The following is an 18,547-nucleotide window of genomic DNA, read 5'->3' as shown; positions in this document are numbered from 1 at the left end:
CCCCGATGAACAAAATCGAAATCAAGAACGTCTACAAGATCTTCGGCCACAAAACGACGGCGGCGCTGGCAATGAGCCAGCAGGGTAAAACCAAGCAGGAAGTGCAGGCCGCGACGGACTGCGTGATCGGCGTGCACGATCTGTCGATGTCGATCGAAGCCGGTGAGATCTTTGTGATCATGGGCCTGTCCGGATCGGGGAAATCCACCCTGGTACGCCACTTCAACCGGCTTATCGATCCCACCAGCGGCCAGATCCTGGTGGATGGCGAGGATATCCTGCGCTACGACGAAAAGCAGCTTGAGCACTTCCGCCGTCACAAGATCAGCATGGTGTTCCAGAGCTTTGGCCTGCTGCCGCACAAGACAGTGCTGGACAACGTGGCCTACGGATTGAAAGTACGCGGTGAAACAAAAGAAGTGTATCAGGAGCGCGCACTGCATTGGATCAACACCGTCGGGCTAAAGGGCTATGAGAAATCCTACCCGCATCAACTCTCCGGCGGCATGCGTCAACGCGTCGGGCTGGCGCGTGCGCTGGCCACCGATACCGACATCATTTTGCTGGACGAAGCGTTCAGCGCGCTCGATCCGTTGATCCGCGCCGAAATGCAGGATCAACTGCTGGCGCTGCAAAAAGAGCTGCACAAGACGCTGGTGTTTATCACCCACGATCTGGACGAGGCCGTGCGCATCGGTAACCGGATCGCGATCCTCAAAGACGGCAAACTGATCCAGGTCGGCACGCCGCAGGAGATCCTTAACAACCCGGCCGATGAGTATGTTAACCGCTTCGTGCAACGCCGTCTGGCGCTGGATGAGAACGTACAGAAACCGCGCCCGATGATCGCGGCCCGTGCCTGAGGAGAGCAATATGCACTACCCTATTTCGGTCACCCTCGACAACCTGCCGTTGCGCTGGCAAGACGTGGTGGCGGTAGCCAGATATCAGGCACCGCTCAACCTGTCTGACGCTGCCTGGGCGCGTATCGACAATGCGCAGGCCATCGTTCAGAAAATTGTCGCCAGTGAACAACGTGCCTATGGCGTCAATACCGGCCTGGGGGCGCTATGCAATCAGGCACTGCACGGCGAACAATTGGCGCAACTGTCCCGCAACACGCTGATGAGTCACGCCTGCGGCGTAGGGGAACCGCTGAGCGATGAGCAGACCCGCGCCATTATCTGCTGCGCCATCGTCAACTATTGCCAGGGTAAGTCCGGCATTCAACGCCCGGTAGTTGAAGCGCTGCTGGCACTGCTTAACCGGGGGATAACCCCGCGGGTGCCGTCGCAAGGGTCGGTCGGCTATCTGACCCATATGGCACACGTCGGCGTCGCGCTGCTCGGTCTGGGCGAAGTCAGCTACCGTGGCCAACTCGTCTCCGCCGCTCAGGCGCTGGCGGAGGAAGGCATTGTGCCGCCACAGTTGGGCGCCAAAGATGGTCTGTGCCTGGTCAACGGCACGCCGTGCATGACGGGATTGAGCTGCCTGGCGCTGGCCGATGCCTGGCGGTTGGCCCGCTGGGCGGACGTGCTCGCGGCGATGAGCTTTGAAGCGCTGGGTGGACAGATCGCCGCCTTCGACAGCGAAATCCTGGCACTGAAACCGCACCCGGGTATGCAACGGGTCGGCAGTAATTTGCGGATGTTATTGAACGGCAGCGAGATGATTGCCGCCAGCAAGGGCATTCGTACCCAGGATGCGCTGAGCATCCGTTCAATCCCGCAGGTGCACGGTGCCTGCCGCGATCAAATTGCTCATGCAGAACGGCAGATTGAAATCGAGCTGAACGGCAATAGCGATAATCCCCTGCTGCTCGGCACGCCGGACAACTATAGAGTGATGTCACAGGCCAACCCACACGGCGAGTCTGTGGCCATGGCCGCCGATCTGCTGGCGATTGCCATCGCCGAACTGGGTGGTATCGCAGAACGGCGCATTGATCGGCTGATTAACCCACTGGTCAGTGGCTTACCGGCATTTCTGGTCAGCGAGCCCGGGGTGAACTCAGGCATGATGATCGCTCAATACGTGGCGGCATCGCTGTGTGCGGAGAACCGCCAACTGGCGCAGCCTTGCGTGGTGGATAATTATGTGACCTCGGCGCTGCAGGAAGATCACCTCAGCCTGGGCACCGGGGCGGCGCTAAGGCTGCATAAGGCGCTGGGCAACATTAACCAGATCCTGGCGATTGAATACCTGCTGGCGGCACAGGCCTTTGAGTTCCTGCAGCAGCACCGTTTCGGTGACGGCACCCAACGTGCCTGGCAACGGCTGCGGCAAACAGTGGCCCCTTATCATCAGGACCGCTGGCTAGCACCGGATATCGCCAGCAGCGCCGCACTGTTACAGGATGAACAGGCGCTGGCGGAGATCGCCCCGACGCTGCTGTAATCCCCGCCCCCGCCTTCTGGGCGGGGGCATCGTGCTTAGCGCTGGGCCAACGCCTGACGGATATCCGCCTGCAGATCGTCAGGATCTTCGAGTCCGGCAGACAGCCGCACCAAACCATCGCTGATATGGTGGCGCTGCCGCTCCTCGGCGCTGTAGGCCGAGTGAGTCATACTGGCGGGGTGCTGGGCCAAAGACTCGCAATCCCCCAGGCTGACCGCACGCAAGATTAGGCTCAACCCATTGAGAAAGCGGATCCCCGCCGCCATACCGCCTTTCAATTCAAAGGCCAGCATGCCCCCCGGTCGCGCCATTTGCCGCTGCGCCAATACATACTGCGGGAAGTCCTCCAGACCGGGATAATAAACCCGTTCCACCGCCGAATGCTGCGCCAGCATTTCCGCCAGGCGTTGAGCGTTGTCGCAGTGGCGTTCCATGCGTAACGGCAAGGTTTTCAGCCCACGCAGCAACAGTGCGGCATCCTGCGCCGACAGCACCGCCCCGTTCATATCCTTCAGCCCGACCAAACGGATGTCCTGCGCCAGATCCTGACGCGTCACCGCCAGACCGGCCAGTAAGTCACCGTGTCCGCCGATGTATTTGGTGGCGGAATGCACCACAATGTCGGCCCCCAACTCCAGTGGCCGTTGCAGATACGGCGTGCAATAGGTGTTATCCACCAGCAGCAGCGCCCCCTGACGGTGAGCAATTTCGGCCACTGCGGCAATATCGACCAGGCGCATATTGGGGTTAGCCGGCGTTTCGCAATACACCAGCCGGGTACGCGGGCCTATCGCCGCCGCCAACCGCTCTGGCCGGGTCAGGTCAACGTGGGTGATTTTCACGCCGTAGCGCGCCAGCCCATGATGAAAATAGCTGAAAGTGCAGCCATAAATGGTTTCATCGACGATCAGCTCATCCCCTGGACTGAGCAGCGTCCAGCAGCAGGCGGTAATCGCGCCCATGCCGGAGGCAAAGGCCACCGCCGCCTCCCCGCCCTCCAGATCGGCAATTCGCTGTTCCAGCAGATTGACCGTCGGATTGGCAATACGCGAATAAAAATAACCTGGCTCAGTACCGGCAAAACAGGCACCGCCGTATTCCGCCGTCGGGAAGGTAAAGGTCGAACTCATAAACACCGGCGGGCAGAGCGCTCCCAGATATTGCTGGGGATCGTAGCCATGGTGGATCGCACGTGTGGCAAAACCGTGCCTAAATGTGACAGACATGACAACTCCTTTCCTGAGTGAGTGAAAGCAATTCCAATGATTTCGCTTAAACGTCCGGCGGTAACGCGCTGCTGCGTACCCGCTGGCCGATGATTTGCAGGGTGCGAAGTACCAGCATCAGACCCAGCAAGGTATCCGGCTGACGTAACAGGGCATACAGCGAGCGAAAATTAGCAGACGACGGATCTGACTGCAGCTCGGTATGCGCCATCTTCAACGCCATTCCCCCTTCCCAGCCTGCCGCCACCAGGCCTTCAAACACGCCGGCCAACTTTTCCACAAGTGCGTTATCGGCGATATCCACCAGGTCCGACAGCAGTGACAATAAATCGACCACGTTATCGAGCCGCCCACCGGCCAGCAGTGGCTGCAGCTTGTCCAGCAAGGGTGCCAGGGATGCTTGTTCAGATGCGTTCATAAGCTCTCCGTTAAATCAGCCCGCGTACCGTTGCCCAATACAGCCCGCGATTAAAGCCGTTGCGCAGCATGCCGCCTACTTTGGTTGACGGCGTCGGCAGCACATCGTGGCGATAGTCGTAAACCAGTGGCATACCGGCCTGTAGCCCCATTTGAGCGATCGCCTGCACCTTGCCGTCATAGTGGCTGACGGTCTGGCCCAGCCGCAGTTCAGCCACGATATTGTCGGCGATCACCGGCGCCTGATTGTGGCAAGAGCCACCGGCCTTGCTGACCGGCAGATCCACCGTATCGCCGATGACATAAACCCCCTGTTGACCATAAACCTGTAATGTCTGGTGGTCGGTCGGCAGCCACCCTTCGCCATTATTACCCTCGCTGAGGTCGGTATTGCGCACCGCTTCTACGGCGCGGATCGGCGGCGTGGCCATCAGAATATCGAACGGCTGTTCTTCTCCCTCGGCGGAGTAAGCGACTTTCTGCTGCGCGTCCACCCGGCTGAGAGTAAAGCCACGCTGATGACGGATATCACGCGCTGCGAAGATACCGGGCAAGGCTTCGGCGGTCGGGCGTTGCAAAAACAGGCAGTTACGCAGCAGCTGCGAGACGCTGGGATAGGTATAAACAATTTCGATCGCCTTGCGCACCCCGCGTCGACGCAGGTAATCATCGAGCATCAGCGTGGTTTCTATCGGGGCAATGCCGCACTGATGCGGCACGTTAGGCGTTTCGGGGAAGGAGACGGTAATAAAAATTCGGCCTTTCTCAATCGTTGCCAGCTTTTGCGCCAGCTGTCGGGCGGCCTGATATTGATAGAAATGATCGCCCGCCTGCGCCAGCCCGTCGATACGATCCGGCCAGGGCACACAGCCGGTGGCAAACACCAGAAAATCATAGGAGTAATGTTTACCACTTTGACAGTTAATGACCCTTTGGGATAAATCAAAACGCTCGGCTTTATCGACAATAAATTTTATTTCCGGGCGCAGCAGACTTTGTTGAGAGCGGGTCAACTCCTGCTTAAAAAAAGCGTTGAAGGCCACGTACATAAAAGCGGGTTTATAATAATGAACCGGAGAGTCCGAAAGCATTAATAACTCAACTTTATTATTCAATATCTCCCAGTGTAATTTCGCCGCCAGTAAATTAGCCAATATAGTCCCGCCAGTGCCACCACCGACAATCACAATCCTGTTTCGCATCAAACCCTCGCCCAGCCGGCCTACGGGTCGGCAGCCATGTTATGGGAAACGAACTGAGGCAGGACGACGGAGGATAAACACTCTGCCCTACTGGCAGTCTAGTAACTAAAAGATATAAAGCAATTTAAAAAGGAATTTATGAATAGGAATTTTATTATTATAATTAAATTATAGGCTTAAAAACCACAAAAAATAAATTAATAACTCACTATAACTGACTGTAATTATAGTTAAGTGAATAACACCTATAAAAAAACCCGCCGCAGCGGGTTTTTATTTAACAACGAATCAAACCGTTATTACTGACCTTTAACTTCTTTCAGGCCATTGAACGGTGCGCGTGAACCCAGCGCTTCTTCGATACGGATCAGTTGGTTGTATTTGGCAACGCGGTCAGAACGGCTCATGGAACCGGTTTTGATCTGGCCAGCCGCAGTACCTACCGCGAGGTCTGCGATAGTTGCGTCTTCGGTTTCACCTGAACGGTGAGAGATCACCGCGGTGTAGCCTGCGTCTTTCGCCATCTTGATAGCAGCCAGAGTTTCGGTCAGAGAACCGATCTGGTTGAATTTGATCAGGATGGAGTTAGCGATGCCTTTCTCGATGCCTTCTTTCAGGATCTTGGTGTTGGTAACGAACAGGTCGTCGCCCACCAGCTGGATTTTGTCGCCCAGCACTTTGGTCTGGTATGCGAAACCATCCCAGTCAGATTCGTCCAGGCCATCTTCGATGGACACGATTGGGTACTGTTTGGTCAGGTCTTCCAGGAAGTGAGTGAACTCTTCGGAAGTGAAGGCTTTGTTGCCTTCGCCGGCCAGTACGTATTTACCGTCTTTGTAGAACTCGGAAGCCGCACAGTCCATTGCCAGGGTCACGTCTTTGCCCAGCTCGTAGCCTGCTGCTTTTACCGCTTCAGCGATAACCGCCAGCGCTTCAGCGTTGGAACCCAGGTTTGGTGCGTAGCCGCCTTCGTCACCGACAGCCGTGTTCAGGCCTTTGGCCTTCAGCACTTTGGCCAGGTGATGGAAAACTTCAGAACCGATGCGAACGGCTTCTTTCAGGGATTTAGCGCCAACCGGCTGAATCATAAATTCCTGAATATCGACGTTGTTGTCAGCGTGCTCGCCGCCGTTGATGATGTTCATCATAGGCAGTGGCATAGAGAATTTGCCTGGGGTGCCGTTCAGCTCAGCGATGTGCTCATACAGCGGCATACCTTTGGAAGCCGCAGCCGCTTTGGCAGCAGCCAGAGAAACCGCCAGAATGGCGTTAGCGCCGAACTGGGATTTGTTTTCGGTGCCGTCCAGGTCGATCATGATCTTGTCGATGTTAGCCTGGTCTTTGGCATCTTTACCCAGTACTGCCTGAGCAATCGGGCCATTTACTGCAGCAACGGCTTTCAGTACGCCTTTACCCAGGAAACGAGACTTGTCACCGTCACGCAGTTCCAGTGCTTCACGGGAACCGGTAGAAGCACCTGACGGCGCAGCAGCCAGACCTACGAAACCGCCTTCCAGATGCACTTCGGCTTCAACAGTCGGGTTACCGCGGGAGTCGATGATTTCACGACCGATGACTTTAACGATTTTGGACATTAGGTTTTCCTCAGTACAAGTTAAACTAAAACTCCAGACAAACAGCGCGCGGTTCTCACCGCGCGCCGCCTACCAAATATTTTATTTCACCTGGCGCTTCTGATACTCACCAGCGGCCTTCACAAAGCCGGCGAACAACGGATGACCATCACGCGGCGTCGAAGTAAATTCCGGGTGGAACTGACATGCTACAAACCACGGGTGATTCGGCAGTTCGATAATCTCAACCAGCTTGTTGTCTGCGGAACGGCCGGCAACCAACAGCCCGGCGGCTTCGATCTGCTTCAACAGCATGTTGTTAACTTCATAACGGTGACGATGACGTTCAACAATGGTCGGTTCGCCGTACATCTGACGCACCAGGCTATTGTCGGTCAGGTGGCATTGCTGGCCACCGACACGCATCGTGCCACCCAAATCGCTTTCTTCAGTACGCACTTCGACGTTGCCGTCTTCGTCGCGCCACTCGGTGATCAACGCCACCACCGGGTACTTACAGTCTGGCACAAACTCGGTAGAGTTGGCGTTCTCCATACCCACCACGTTACGGGCGAACTCCATCAGTGCCACCTGCATCCCCAGGCAGATGCCCAGGTAAGGGATGTTATTTTCACGCGCGTAACGCGCGGTCATCACCTTGCCTTCCACACCACGGTAACCGAAGCCGCCCGGGATCAGGATAGCATCCAGACCTTTCAGCACTTCTACGCCACGGGTTTCCACATCCTGCGAGTCGATCAGCTTGATGTTCACGGTCAGACGATTTTTCAGGCCGCCGTGTTTCAAAGCTTCAATTACCGACTTATAGGCATCCGGCAGTTCTACATATTTGCCGACCATACCTATGGTCACTTCGCCGCCCGGATTGGCTTCTTCGTAAATCACCTGCTCCCATTCGGCCAGGTTGGCTTCCGGCGCATTGAGGCTGAATCGTTTACAAATATAATCATCAAGCCCCTGAGATTTCAAGAGGCCTGGGATTTTATAAATAGAATCAACGTCTTTCAGGGAGATAACCGCTTTTTCCGGCACGTTACAGAAAAGTGCGATTTTTGCACGTTCGTTAGCAGGAACGGCGCGATCGGAACGGCAAATCAGCACATCAGGCTGAATACCGATGGAAAGCAGCTCTTTTACGGAATGCTGGGTAGGTTTGGTTTTCACTTCACCGGCAGCGGCCAGGTACGGCACCAGCGTCAGGTGCATATACAGGGTGTGCTCACGGCCCACTTCCACGGCCATCTGACGAATGGCTTCCAGGAACGGCAGCGATTCGATATCGCCCACGGTACCGCCAACTTCCACCAATACCACGTCGTGACCTTCGCCACCTTCGAGGATACGCTCTTTGATCGCGTTGGTGATGTGCGGAATAACCTGTACGGTTGCGCCCAGATAGTCGCCACGGCGTTCTTTACGCAGAACGTCGGAGTAGATACGACCGGTGGTGAAGTTGTTGCGACGCGACATTTTGGTACGGATGTAGCGCTCGTAGTGACCCAAATCCAGATCGGTTTCTGCGCCGTCTTCGGTGACGAAAACTTCCCCATGCTGAATCGGGCTCATGGTGCCCGGATCCACGTTGATGTACGGGTCCAGTTTCATGATGGTAACGTTGAGGCCACGGGCTTCAAGAATAGCCGCCAGAGAGGCTGCGGCAATGCCTTTACCCAGAGAGGATACGACCCCGCCGGTCACAAAAATATAATTAGTTGTCATGCTGAACCTGAGAGTTTAGGTTTAAAGACGATGGAAGAACCAAGACGGGAAAGTAGTATACCCGAACCTCTTCAGACCTACAAACGATCGTTTTACTGTCCATCATCTCTTTTCCCCTCGGGAGTTCATCCGGGTTTACTCTTTCGGCCCGCTAGAAACGCTCTTTTTAAAACAATGAGTTAGCACAGAAAAATTCAATTTACCGCCCTTTCGAGATAATAAAACGCCTTAGAATTCAGTTTGTTGGCGTTTTACTGTCGGCGGACCACAGTTCAGCAAACCATAACCCTGAGCTTAACCGTTTCAGCTTGCGTAAATCTTGTCGCCGATCAACATTGCGATAATCATAGGACAGCACTGCTGCTGATTAGTTTTCCTGGCGTTTAACCTGTTGCCACGCCTCTTCCATCTGCTCCAGCGTAGCTTCGCCCATCTGTAGCCCGCGCTGTTTGACAATTTCTTCCACCTGACGGAAACGGCGTTCGAACTTGCGATTGGCGGCCTGTAGCGCGTTTTCTGCCTTGTGGCCAAGATGACGCGATAAATTCACCGTGGCGAACAGCAGATCGCCGATTTCCTCTTCCAGCTTCTGTTCGTCGACTACCGCCTGCCGCGCTTCATGCATCACTTCGTCAATCTCTTCGTACACCTTGTCCAGCACCGGCCCCAGGGTGTGCCAGTCAAAACCGACCGAGGCACAGCGTTTCTGAATTTTATGCGCCTTCATCAACGCCGGCAGCGCCTGCGGAATATCATCCAACGCCGAATGCAGCTCTTTCTCGGCGCGCTCACCGGCTTTCAGTTGCTCCCAGCGCGCCGCAACGGCCTCACTGTCTGCTGCATCGGCTTCGCCAAAGATATGCGGATGACGGCGTTCCAGCTTGTCGCTGATGGCATTGCAGACCTCGTCGAAGTCAAACAGCCCCTGCTCCTGGCCCATCTGGGCGTAAAACACCACCTGGAACAGCAGGTCACCCAGTTCGTCACGAAGATCGCCGTAGTCCTGGCGCTCTATGGCATCCAGCACCTCATAGGTTTCTTCCAGCGTGTAAGGGGCGATAGTGGCAAAGGTCTGCTTGCGGTCCCACGGGCAACCGGCCTGCGGATCGCGCAGCGTTCTCATGATGTTCAGCAAGCGTTGTAACGGAGAAGATTGGGTCATGACGAAGTCTCTGAAACGAGCGAGGCCCAATATATGGGCCCCGCGATAAAAAATGTAAGGTTAACTGCCGTGCAGTCGTTTGGCATCAATCACGTCCGGCAGTTGATTGAGCTTGGCCAATACCCGGCCCAGCACCTGCTGGTTGTAGATTTCAATGTCCATATCGATGGTCGCCAACTGCTTTTTGGTGTCGCTGCGGCTGGCCACGCCCAGCACGTTGACCTTTTCGTTGGCCAAAATGGTGGTGATGTCGCGCAGCAGACCGCTGCGATCGTTGGCCATCACGCGGACCACCAGCGAGTATCCGCTGGAATAGCTCTCGCCCCACACCGCGTCAACGATGCGTTCCGGCGCGTGTGACTGCAGATCCACCAGTTGGTCACAGTCTGCCCGGTGGATCGAAATACCGCGGCCCTGGGTGATAAAGCCGATAATATCGTCACCCGGGATCGGCTGGCAGCAGCGGGCAATGTGGTGCATCAGGTTACCTACCCCTTCCACCACCACCCGGCCGTTGTCCTTGCTGCGGGTGGCTGCCGGCGCTTTGTGCTGCACCAGCTGGCGCAACGCTTCGCGATCCTGCTCCTCGGCGCTCGGTTTGTTGAACTTGCCCTGCAGGAAGTTCACCATTTGATTCAGGCGAATATCCCCGCCGCCAATCGCCGCCAGTATTTCATCCAGCGAATTCATGTTGTAACGCGGGATCAGCAGTTTCTCGGCCTCTTTCAGGCTGATGCCGAGGTGCTCCAGCTCGCTGTCCAGCATTTGGCGACCGGCCAGAATGTTCTTGTCGCGATCCTGCTTGCGGAACCAGTTGTGGATTTTGGAGCGCCCACGGCTGGTGGTGACATAGCCCAGATTCGGGTTCAGCCAGTCGCGGCTCGGGTTCGGCTGCTTCTGGGTGATGATTTCAATCTGATCGCCCATCCGCAACTGATAGGTAAAGGGCACGATACGGCCGCCAATTTTGGCACCGATGCAGCGGTGGCCAACGTCGCTGTGAATATGATAGGCAAAGTCGAGCGGCGTGGAGCCGGCCGGCAGATCCACCACGTCGCCTTTCGGGGTAAACACGTAAACCCGATCGTCGAACACCTGGCTGCGAACCTCGTCGAGCATTTCGCCGGAATCCGCCATCTCTTCCTGCCAGGCGATCAGTTTGCGCAGCCAGGCGATGCGTTCTTCATAGCCGGAACGTACCGTCGCAACCGCGCCCTCTTTGTATTTCCAGTGCGCGGCCACGCCCAGTTCGGCGTCTTCATGCATCTGGCGGGTACGGATCTGGATCTCCAGCGTTTTACCGCGTGGCCCCAGTACTACGGTGTGGATCGACTGGTAACCGTTGGGTTTCGGGTTGGCGACATAGTCATCGAACTCATCCGGCAGATGGCGGAAGTGGGTATGCACAATCCCCAGCGCCGCATAGCAGTCCTGCAAGCGCTCGACCACCACACGCACCGCGCGCACGTCAAACAGCTCGTCAAACGCCAGCGCCTTCTTCTGCATCTTGCGCCAGATGCTGTAGATATGTTTTGGACGGCCGTAGATGTCCGCCTTGACGCCTTCATCGACCATCGCGTTACGCAGCGAGGCGACGAAATCATCAATAAACTGTTCGCGATCGATGCGGCGTTCATGCAACAGTTTGGCGATGCGTTTGTATTCGTCCGGGTGTAGGTAACGGAAGCAGAAATCTTCCAGCTCCCATTTCAGTTGGCCGATACCGAGACGGTTGGCCAGTGGCGCATAAATATTCGAACACTCTTTGGCCGCCAGGACGCGTTCGTCTTCCGGCGCGTCTTTCACTTCACGCAGGTGGGCGATACGCTCCGCCAGCTTGATCACCACGCAGCGGAAATCCTCCACCATCGCCAACAGCATGCGGCGCACGTTGTCGACCTGTTCGGAGGCCATCGAATCGTTTTGGGTGGCTTTCAGTTGGCGGATGGCGTCCATATCGCGTACGCCATGTACCAGGTAGGTGATGCCCTTGCCGAAGGCTTCGGTCAGGGTTTCTTCATCCACGATACCGGCATCCACCAACGGGAACAGCAGCGCGGCGCGCATGCTGTCGTTGTCCATGCTCAGGGTGGAGAGGATTTCCACCATTTCCAGCCCGCGCCACAGTAACAGCGACGCGTTGGGATGGTTCTGAGTCTGTTGCTCACAGTAGCGCCAGGTTGCGGCTAATCGCTCACATGACTGCGGGTTAGGTAGCCCCAAGCTGGCAATCCACTCGTCGAGAGCAAATTCGCCAGCCGTGTTCAGATGTGCACTTCTTACCGCAACCATAACCTCTCCCTACTTTGCAGCGACCTCTGGCGCAAAACCGTTAATCAACAGCGCCATTGACTCAAGATGCCCCGTATGCGAAAACCGCTCCAATATCCACACACGCGCAAGACGATAAGAAGCCGGCGTAACTCAGCCTATTCTTATGTGCATTATATTGCCCATTCGCTCGCGGTGTGGCAACACCTCTATGCCAGCGGCGCGTCGCGCCAACGGCTGGGCAGAATGGCCCTGACCGCAGAACAGATCCAATACCCGATCATTGGGTTGAATAGCGAACCATTCAAGGGCCTGCCCCACCATTGACTGATTTAATAAGCTATTTATATGAATAAAGTCACACGGACGGCAGTCTAAGCGTAGTCCGTCGACCTGATAATACAGCGTTTCACCGCGCAGTTTTTCGAGGCGCTCACCGCAGGGTGCCGAATAAAGAAATGCACCATAGTTTGTCGATCGAGCGCCGGTTCATTTAAAGTAGAGTCTGTCCGGCAATTTTCCCACTTTGGAAACCCATGACCAAATACAGCCTGCGGGCGCGCATGATGATCCTGATTCTGGCCCCAACGCTGTTGATTGGTCTGTTGCTCAGCACCTTCTTCGTAGTGCATCGCTACAATGAATTGCAGGAACAGCTGGTTGACGCCGGTGCCAGTATTATCGAACCGCTGGCGGTGGCCAGCGAGTACGGCATGACGTTCCGCAGCCGCGAGTCGGTCAGGCAGTTGGTCAGCCTGTTGCACCGCCGTCATTCAGATATCGTGCGCTCGATTACGGTGTTCGACGCGCAGAATAATCTGTTTGTCACCTCCAATTATCATCACAACTTTACCCAACTGCAGTTGCCGAAAGGGGTACCCATCCCCACCGATCTGATGCTGACACGGCGTGGCGACTCACTGATCCTGCGCACCCCGATCCTGGCGGAGAGCCAGTATCCGGACCAGGCCGCCAGCAGCGATCCTCAGCAGGACAACCGCCTGGGCTATGTGGCGATCGAGCTGGATCTGCAGTCGGTCCGGTTACAGCAATATAAAGAGGTGTTTGTCTCTACCCTGCTGCTGCTGCTGTGCATGTGTATCGCCATTTTGTTCGCTTACCGCCTGATGCGTGACGTTACCGGCCCGATCCGCAATATGGTCAATACCGTTGACCGCATCCGCCGCGGCCAGCTCGACAGCCGCGTCGAAGGCTTTATGCTCGGCGAACTGCACATGCTGAAGAACGGCATTAACTCGATGGCGATGTCGCTCACCGCCTACCACGAAGAGATGCAGCAGAATATTGATCAGGCGACCTCCGATTTGCGCGAGACGCTGGAGCAAATGGAGATCCAGAACGTCGAACTGGACCTGGCAAAAAAACGTGCCCAGGAAGCGGCGCGCATCAAATCCGAATTCCTGGCGAACATGTCGCACGAGCTGCGTACCCCGCTCAACGGCGTGATCGGTTTTACCCGCCAGATGCTGAAAACCGAAATGAGCGTCACCCAGACCGACTATCTGCAAACCATCGAGCGCTCGGCCAACAACCTGCTGACCATCATCAACGACGTGCTGGACTTCTCCAAGCTGGAGGCCGGCAAGCTGGTGCTGGAGCATATCCCGTTCGCGCTGCGCGAGACGCTGGACGAAGTGATAGTGCTGCTGGCGCCCAGCGCCCATGAGAAAGGGCTGGAGCTGACGCTGGACGTGCACAACGACGTGCCGGAACAGGTGATTGGCGACTCCTTGCGGCTGCAACAGATCATTACCAACCTGCTGGGCAACGCGATCAAATTTACCGAAACCGGCAACATTGATATCCGCGTCGAGCTGCGCGGCCAGCAAGAGCGCCAGATGGAGCTGGAAGTACAAATCCATGACACCGGCATTGGCATCTCAGAACGGCAGCAGTCACAGCTGTTCCAGGCGTTCCGTCAGGCGGATGCCAGTATTTCGCGCCGCCACGGCGGTACCGGCCTGGGGCTGGTGATCACCCAGAAGCTGGTGAAAGAGATGGGCGGCGATATCTGTTTCCACAGCCAGCTGAACCGTGGTTCGACCTTCTGGTTCCATATCACCCTCGACTTGCACGAGGGCATGCTGTCGCTGCCGTCGAACCTGCCGGATCTGCAAGGCAAGACCCTGGGCTATATCGAAGCCAACCCGATGGCGGCGCAGGCGACGCTGAATATGCTGAGCGTCACCCATTTGGTGATCACCCATTCGCCAACGCTGGCCCAGTTGCCGAAGAAAAATTACGACTTCCTGCTGGTCGGGGTACCGATCCCGTTCCGCGAGAATATGGCGCAGCACGAAAGCAAGTTGCTGGCGGCGCTGAAAATCGCCGACCGGGTGATTCTGGCCCTGCCCTGCCAATCGCAAATCAACGCCGAACAGCTTAAACAACAGGGTGCGGCCGGTTGCCTGATCAAGCCGATCACCAGCAACCGTCTGTTCCCGCTGCTGCGCATGGAAACACCGCCACGCCTCGCCGCCCTACCGGAACATAAGCGCCTACCGCTGACGGTGATGGCGGTCGATGATAATCCGGCCAATCTGAAGCTGATTGGCACTCTGCTGGCCGAGCAGGTGGAAAAGACCCTGCTGTGCGAAAGCGGCGAAGAAGCGCTGCAGCTGGCGCGCGACAACGTGCTGGACTTGATCCTGATGGATATTCAGATGCCCAATATTGACGGCATTCGTACCAGCGAGTTGATCCGCCAACTGCCGCACCACAATTCGACGCCAATCGTCGCCGTCACCGCCCATGCCGTCAGCGGCGAACGTGAGCATTTGCTGCAGGCCGGGATGGATGACTATCTGGCCAAGCCGATTGACGAAGCGATGCTGACGCGCGTACTGGCGCGTTACTACAGCGGCGAGCCGGAGCCGGAAACTGCGGTCAATCAACCACTGCTGTCGCTCGACTGGCCGTTGGCGTTGCGTCAGGCGGCGAACAAGCCCGATCTGGCGCATGACCTGCTGCAGATGCTGCTCGATTTCCTGCCGCAGGTCAGCGGACGGGTGCAAGCGATACTGGACGGCACGCCGGATGACGGCATTCTCGATTTGATCCACAAGCTGCACGGCAGTTGCAGCTACAGCGGCGTACCGCGCCTGAAACAGCTGTGTTTCTACCTTGAACAGCAGTTACGTCAGGGCGTCAGCAACGACGAGCTGGAGCCGGAATGGCTGGAACTGTTGGATGAGATTGAGCTGGTCAGCCAGGCGGCTCGCGCTCATCTGGCCTGATACGACAGGCAACAAAAAGGCACTCCGTCGTGGAGTGCCTTGTTCACAAGGATTGGCTGGTTAACCTTACTGCATCAGCAGATACAGCGTGGTATCACCGCGCAGGATATTCAGCGCCAGTACCGACGGTTTGCTGTCGAGGATTTTACGCAGTTCGCCCAGGTTCTGGATCGGCTGCTGGTTAACCCCAAGGATAAAGTCGCCTTTTTTCAGACCGATACGTGCGGCAGCGCTGCCGGCCTTGACGTTATCGACCTTCACGCCTTTCTGAGCGCCAGCCTGACCATTGCTCAGTTCGGCGCCTTCAATACCGGTGTAGATATTGCCGGATTCAACCTGAGTCTGGGCGCTTTGCTCCAGCGTGACGTCCACGGTCACCGGTTTGCCGTCGCGGATAATGCCCAGCGACATTTTGCTGCCGACCGGCAAAGTACCGATTTCCGCACGGAACGACGCGAAGCTGGAGATGGCTTTACCGTTCATGGTAACAATCACATCACCGGCCTTGATACCCGCCTTGGCGGCAGAGGATTTCGGCATCACCTGGCTGACAAAGGCCCCGCGCTGCGCGTCCACTTTCATCGCTTTCGCCAGCTCAGAGTTCAGTTCGGTACCCATAATGCCCAATTCGCCGCGTTTCACCTGGCCATATTCGACCATCTGCGCCGTCAGGTTTTTCACCATGTTGCTCGGGATGGCGAAGCCGATACCGATGTTGCCGCCGTCCGGTGCCAAAATGGCGGTGTTAATGCCGATCAGTTCACCGTTCAGGTTAACCAACGCACCACCGGAGTTACCGCGGTTAATCGCCGCATCGGTCTGGATGAAGTTCTCGTAGTTTTCGATATTCAAGCCGCTGCGGCCCAGTGCAGAAACAATACCAGAGGTGGCGGTTTCACCCAGCCCATACGGGTTGCCGATCGCGACGGTGTAATCACCAACTCGCAGTTGTTCGGAGTCCGCCATTTTGATCGCCGTCAGATTTTTAAAGTCTTTCAGTTGGATCAGCGCGATATCGGAGCGTGGATCCTTACCGATCACCTTGGCGTCAAATTTACGGCCGTCGTTCAATTGGACCTGAATTTTATTGGCGTTATCCACCACGTGATTGTTGGTCACCACGTAGCCTTTAGCGGCATCAATCACCACCCCGGCGCCCAGCGCCTGGAATTTCTGCTGGGTCCCCTGACCCGGTGCACCCGGCTCGCCACCCTGACACATCGGCGAAGCCTGGAACGGCGAACCGTCCTGGCAGAACGGTGAATCTTCACCGAAGAACTGTTGGAACTGCGGCGGCATCTTCGCCGTATTGACCGTGGTACTGCCTTCAACATTAATGCTCACCACGGAAGGCATCACTTTTTCCAGCATCGGTGCCAGGCTTGGCAATTGTTGAGTGCTGGAAGAAGCGGTTTCTGCGGCGCTGGCCGTCATCGGCCCCATCGCCATACCAATACTGAATGCCAATGCGCTCAGAACTAATGCGGTTTTTTTCATCTGTGTGTCTCTTATAAAGTCGTTCAGAAAGTATTACGGTCTTAGTGCATAATCAGAACCTATTAATACCGCTAAGTTCCGGCGCAGGTTATTGGTAATAGTAAACAAATATTGTCCGTCTTTACAAAACTCCAAATAGGACCGTAGCGCCAGGCAAAGTGCTTATAATAATATTTATTAGCTGAATGAATTATTCCGCAGCCATTAATCGCCGGTATTCGTCATAGGCATAAAGATCGGTCATGCCGCTGATATAATCCTGCAGTAACCGCGCACGGAAATAATACTCGCGGATCGCCAACTGCTCGGGTGACAGATGTTGCAGGCCTTCAATCGCTTCGATATAGGCCAGCCGATGCTTGGTTGAAAGCTTATGAAACAGACGCGTTTCGATCGGGTAAGCTCGGTGGCTGTCTTCCTGCACCAGCAGGGTAAAGTCCGCCAGCGGCATCGCCAACAGTGGGCTGTAGATATCCAGCAGGCCGCTGATGACCCGGTAGCCCTGCAGCTCCAGCTGTTCCACTTCGGGGTGATTGAACACGTGTTTGAACGCGACATTCTTGAATATTTTCAGTAATTGGTAAGCCGGGCTGGAGTCCTCCAGCAGCGCCTGATTAAAGTTCCCCTGATAGACCGCCTCCAGGTTATCAATAAAACGCTGCGCCGCATGCGGGACCAATCGCGCCACGGTAAAGACCCGTAAATACATGAAGAACTGATCTTCGCTACTGCGCCGCGCGCCACCGTGCGCGATCTTGCGAAAAGCGCTGGCCACGGTTTTATCAAACAAATCACCCGGCGTGACTTCGCCCCACTCCTGGGTTAAATGCTGGTAAAGCTGCTCGACGGTAAAAATGTTTTTTTCCACCGCATCTTCCAGATCGGCCACGCAGTAGGAAATATCGTCAGCGGCTTCCATAATATAGGTCAATGGGAAACGGTCGAACTCGCCCATATTCAGCTCGCGCCGCAGGCGATCGACAAAGGCCTCTTCCGCCAGATAAAAGCCCGGTTTTTTCATCAGGTAATTATGGCTGGCGGGAATGTCACTCGCCCAATAGGCCGGGCGGGTATATTTCAGGATACAGCCCACCTGCGCGTAGGTCAGGTTAAGCTTCAGTAGGGTATGCACCAGCCGGATCGCCTGGGCATTACCTTCAAAATGGCTGAGGTCGTGACGGATGCGGCTGCGCAGGCGGTTAAGATCGCTCTCGCCTTCGTGCAGACGCAATGCGCTGACCTGGCAGCGATCGTTGCTGGCCGGTTCGCTGCCGCAGCTGGCGGGATCGAGACGCTGGGAAAACCAGTTGTTGATCGCCGACTCGCCAAAATGACCAAAAGGCGGGTTACCGATGTCGTGCATCAGGCAGGCCATTTCGACAATGCTTTCAAAAGGATCCAGCAGTTTGGTCAGGCCGAGAGCGTCGACTCGCCCGTCCTGTTTAAAACGATTGAGGATCTCTTTGGCGATATGCCTTCCGACCTGTTGCACTTCCATCGAGTGCGTCAGGCGACTGCGGACCGCGGCGTTACGCTCGAGAGGAAACACCTGGGTTTTTTGCTGCAGACGGCGAATAGCGGCGGAATTGACTATGCGCCCGCGATCGCTCTCGAACTGCCGGACAATATCGTATTCTTCCTCGGCTTCGATTGGCTTGCTGAATGGCCGCTGGAAGCTGATTTTCTGCTTAAAGTCGATCCCGGACATCTGTTTCTCCGCCGTTGCACCCTGCCTCCGTGATAACAATTCCCGACGGCATATGCAACGGATTATCTCTCTATGAGAGCCATGATAGACTATGGC

At 56.1% G+C, this 18,547-nt stretch carries 12 protein-coding genes; 3 read left to right on the top strand and 9 right to left on the bottom strand.

The annotated features are described in order from the left end of the window. Positions 1-5: 5 nt before the first annotated feature. Together ACNT1W_RS05905 and ACNT1W_RS05900 are read left to right on the top strand one after the other, a co-directional pair. Entirely contained in the window at positions 6-863 is an 858-nt protein-coding gene (locus ACNT1W_RS05905; RefSeq protein WP_115183277.1) for a quaternary amine ABC transporter ATP-binding protein, read from the top strand. 10 nt (positions 864-873) lie between these two features. Next, the gene (locus tag ACNT1W_RS05900) at positions 874-2,397 is read left to right on the top strand and encodes an HAL/PAL/TAL family ammonia-lyase (protein WP_419246514.1); all 1,524 of its coding nucleotides are present in this window, start codon (positions 874-876) and stop codon (positions 2,395-2,397) included. 35 nt (positions 2,398-2,432) lie between these two features. Here ACNT1W_RS05900 and ACNT1W_RS05895 read toward each other — a convergent pair whose 3' ends face one another. The 7 genes from ACNT1W_RS05895 to relA form a co-directional block, all read right to left on the bottom strand. Next, entirely contained in the window at positions 2,433-3,623 is a 1,191-nt protein-coding gene (locus tag ACNT1W_RS05895; protein WP_419246513.1) for a methionine gamma-lyase, read from the bottom strand. Positions 3,624-3,669: 46 nt separating this feature from the next. Further along, positions 3,670-4,041, bottom strand: coding sequence for a hypothetical protein (locus ACNT1W_RS05890; protein WP_012005245.1), 372 nt, complete (start codon positions 4,039-4,041; stop codon positions 3,670-3,672). A 10-nt stretch (positions 4,042-4,051) separates the two neighbouring features. Beyond that, positions 4,052-5,242, bottom strand: coding sequence for an NAD(P)/FAD-dependent oxidoreductase (locus tag ACNT1W_RS05885; RefSeq protein WP_419246512.1), 1,191 nt, complete (start codon positions 5,240-5,242; stop codon positions 4,052-4,054). Positions 5,243-5,541: 299 nt separating this feature from the next. Next, positions 5,542-6,837, bottom strand: coding sequence for a phosphopyruvate hydratase (eno, locus tag ACNT1W_RS05880; RefSeq protein WP_012005243.1), 1,296 nt, complete (start codon positions 6,835-6,837; stop codon positions 5,542-5,544). An 81-nt stretch (positions 6,838-6,918) separates the two neighbouring features. Next, positions 6,919-8,556, bottom strand: a complete 1,638-nt coding sequence (gene pyrG / locus ACNT1W_RS05875; RefSeq protein WP_012005242.1) for a glutamine hydrolyzing CTP synthase — start codon at positions 8,554-8,556, stop codon at positions 6,919-6,921. 367 nt (positions 8,557-8,923) lie between these two features. Further along, positions 8,924-9,718 (bottom strand): nucleoside triphosphate pyrophosphohydrolase, encoded by a 795-nt coding sequence (gene mazG, locus ACNT1W_RS05870; protein WP_012005241.1) that lies wholly within the window; start codon positions 9,716-9,718, stop codon positions 8,924-8,926. Between the two features lie 60 nt (positions 9,719-9,778). Beyond that, positions 9,779-12,010 carry a GTP diphosphokinase gene (gene relA / locus ACNT1W_RS05865; protein ID WP_012005240.1) on the bottom strand — a complete coding sequence of 744 codons (2,232 nt, stop codon included), beginning with the start codon at positions 12,008-12,010 and terminating at the stop codon, positions 9,779-9,781. Positions 12,011-12,525: 515 nt separating this feature from the next. On the opposite strand from relA, the gene barA reads away from it, so the two are divergent. Then, the gene (gene barA, locus ACNT1W_RS05860; protein ID WP_112364375.1) at positions 12,526-15,246 is read left to right on the top strand and encodes a two-component sensor histidine kinase BarA; all 2,721 of its coding nucleotides are present in this window, start codon (positions 12,526-12,528) and stop codon (positions 15,244-15,246) included. A gap of 66 nt (positions 15,247-15,312) precedes the next feature. Here the strand turns inward: barA and degP are convergent, their stop codons facing one another. Beyond that, positions 15,313-16,743 carry a serine endoprotease DegP gene (degP, locus tag ACNT1W_RS05855; protein WP_012005237.1) on the bottom strand — a complete coding sequence of 477 codons (1,431 nt, stop codon included), beginning with the start codon at positions 16,741-16,743 and terminating at the stop codon, positions 15,313-15,315. A gap of 190 nt (positions 16,744-16,933) precedes the next feature. After that, on the bottom strand, positions 16,934-18,451 hold the full coding sequence (dgt, locus tag ACNT1W_RS05850; protein ID WP_012005236.1) for a dGTPase: 1,518 nt from the start codon (positions 18,449-18,451) through the stop codon (positions 16,934-16,936). Positions 18,452-18,547: the final 96 nt, after the last annotated feature.

The organism is Serratia sp. NFX21 (assembly GCF_048517035.1).
Taxonomy (GTDB): domain Bacteria; phylum Pseudomonadota; class Gammaproteobacteria; order Enterobacterales; family Enterobacteriaceae; genus Serratia; species Serratia quinivorans.
The sequence above is the reverse complement of the archived record's forward strand: the minus strand, read 5'-3'. Positions and strand labels throughout refer to the sequence as shown.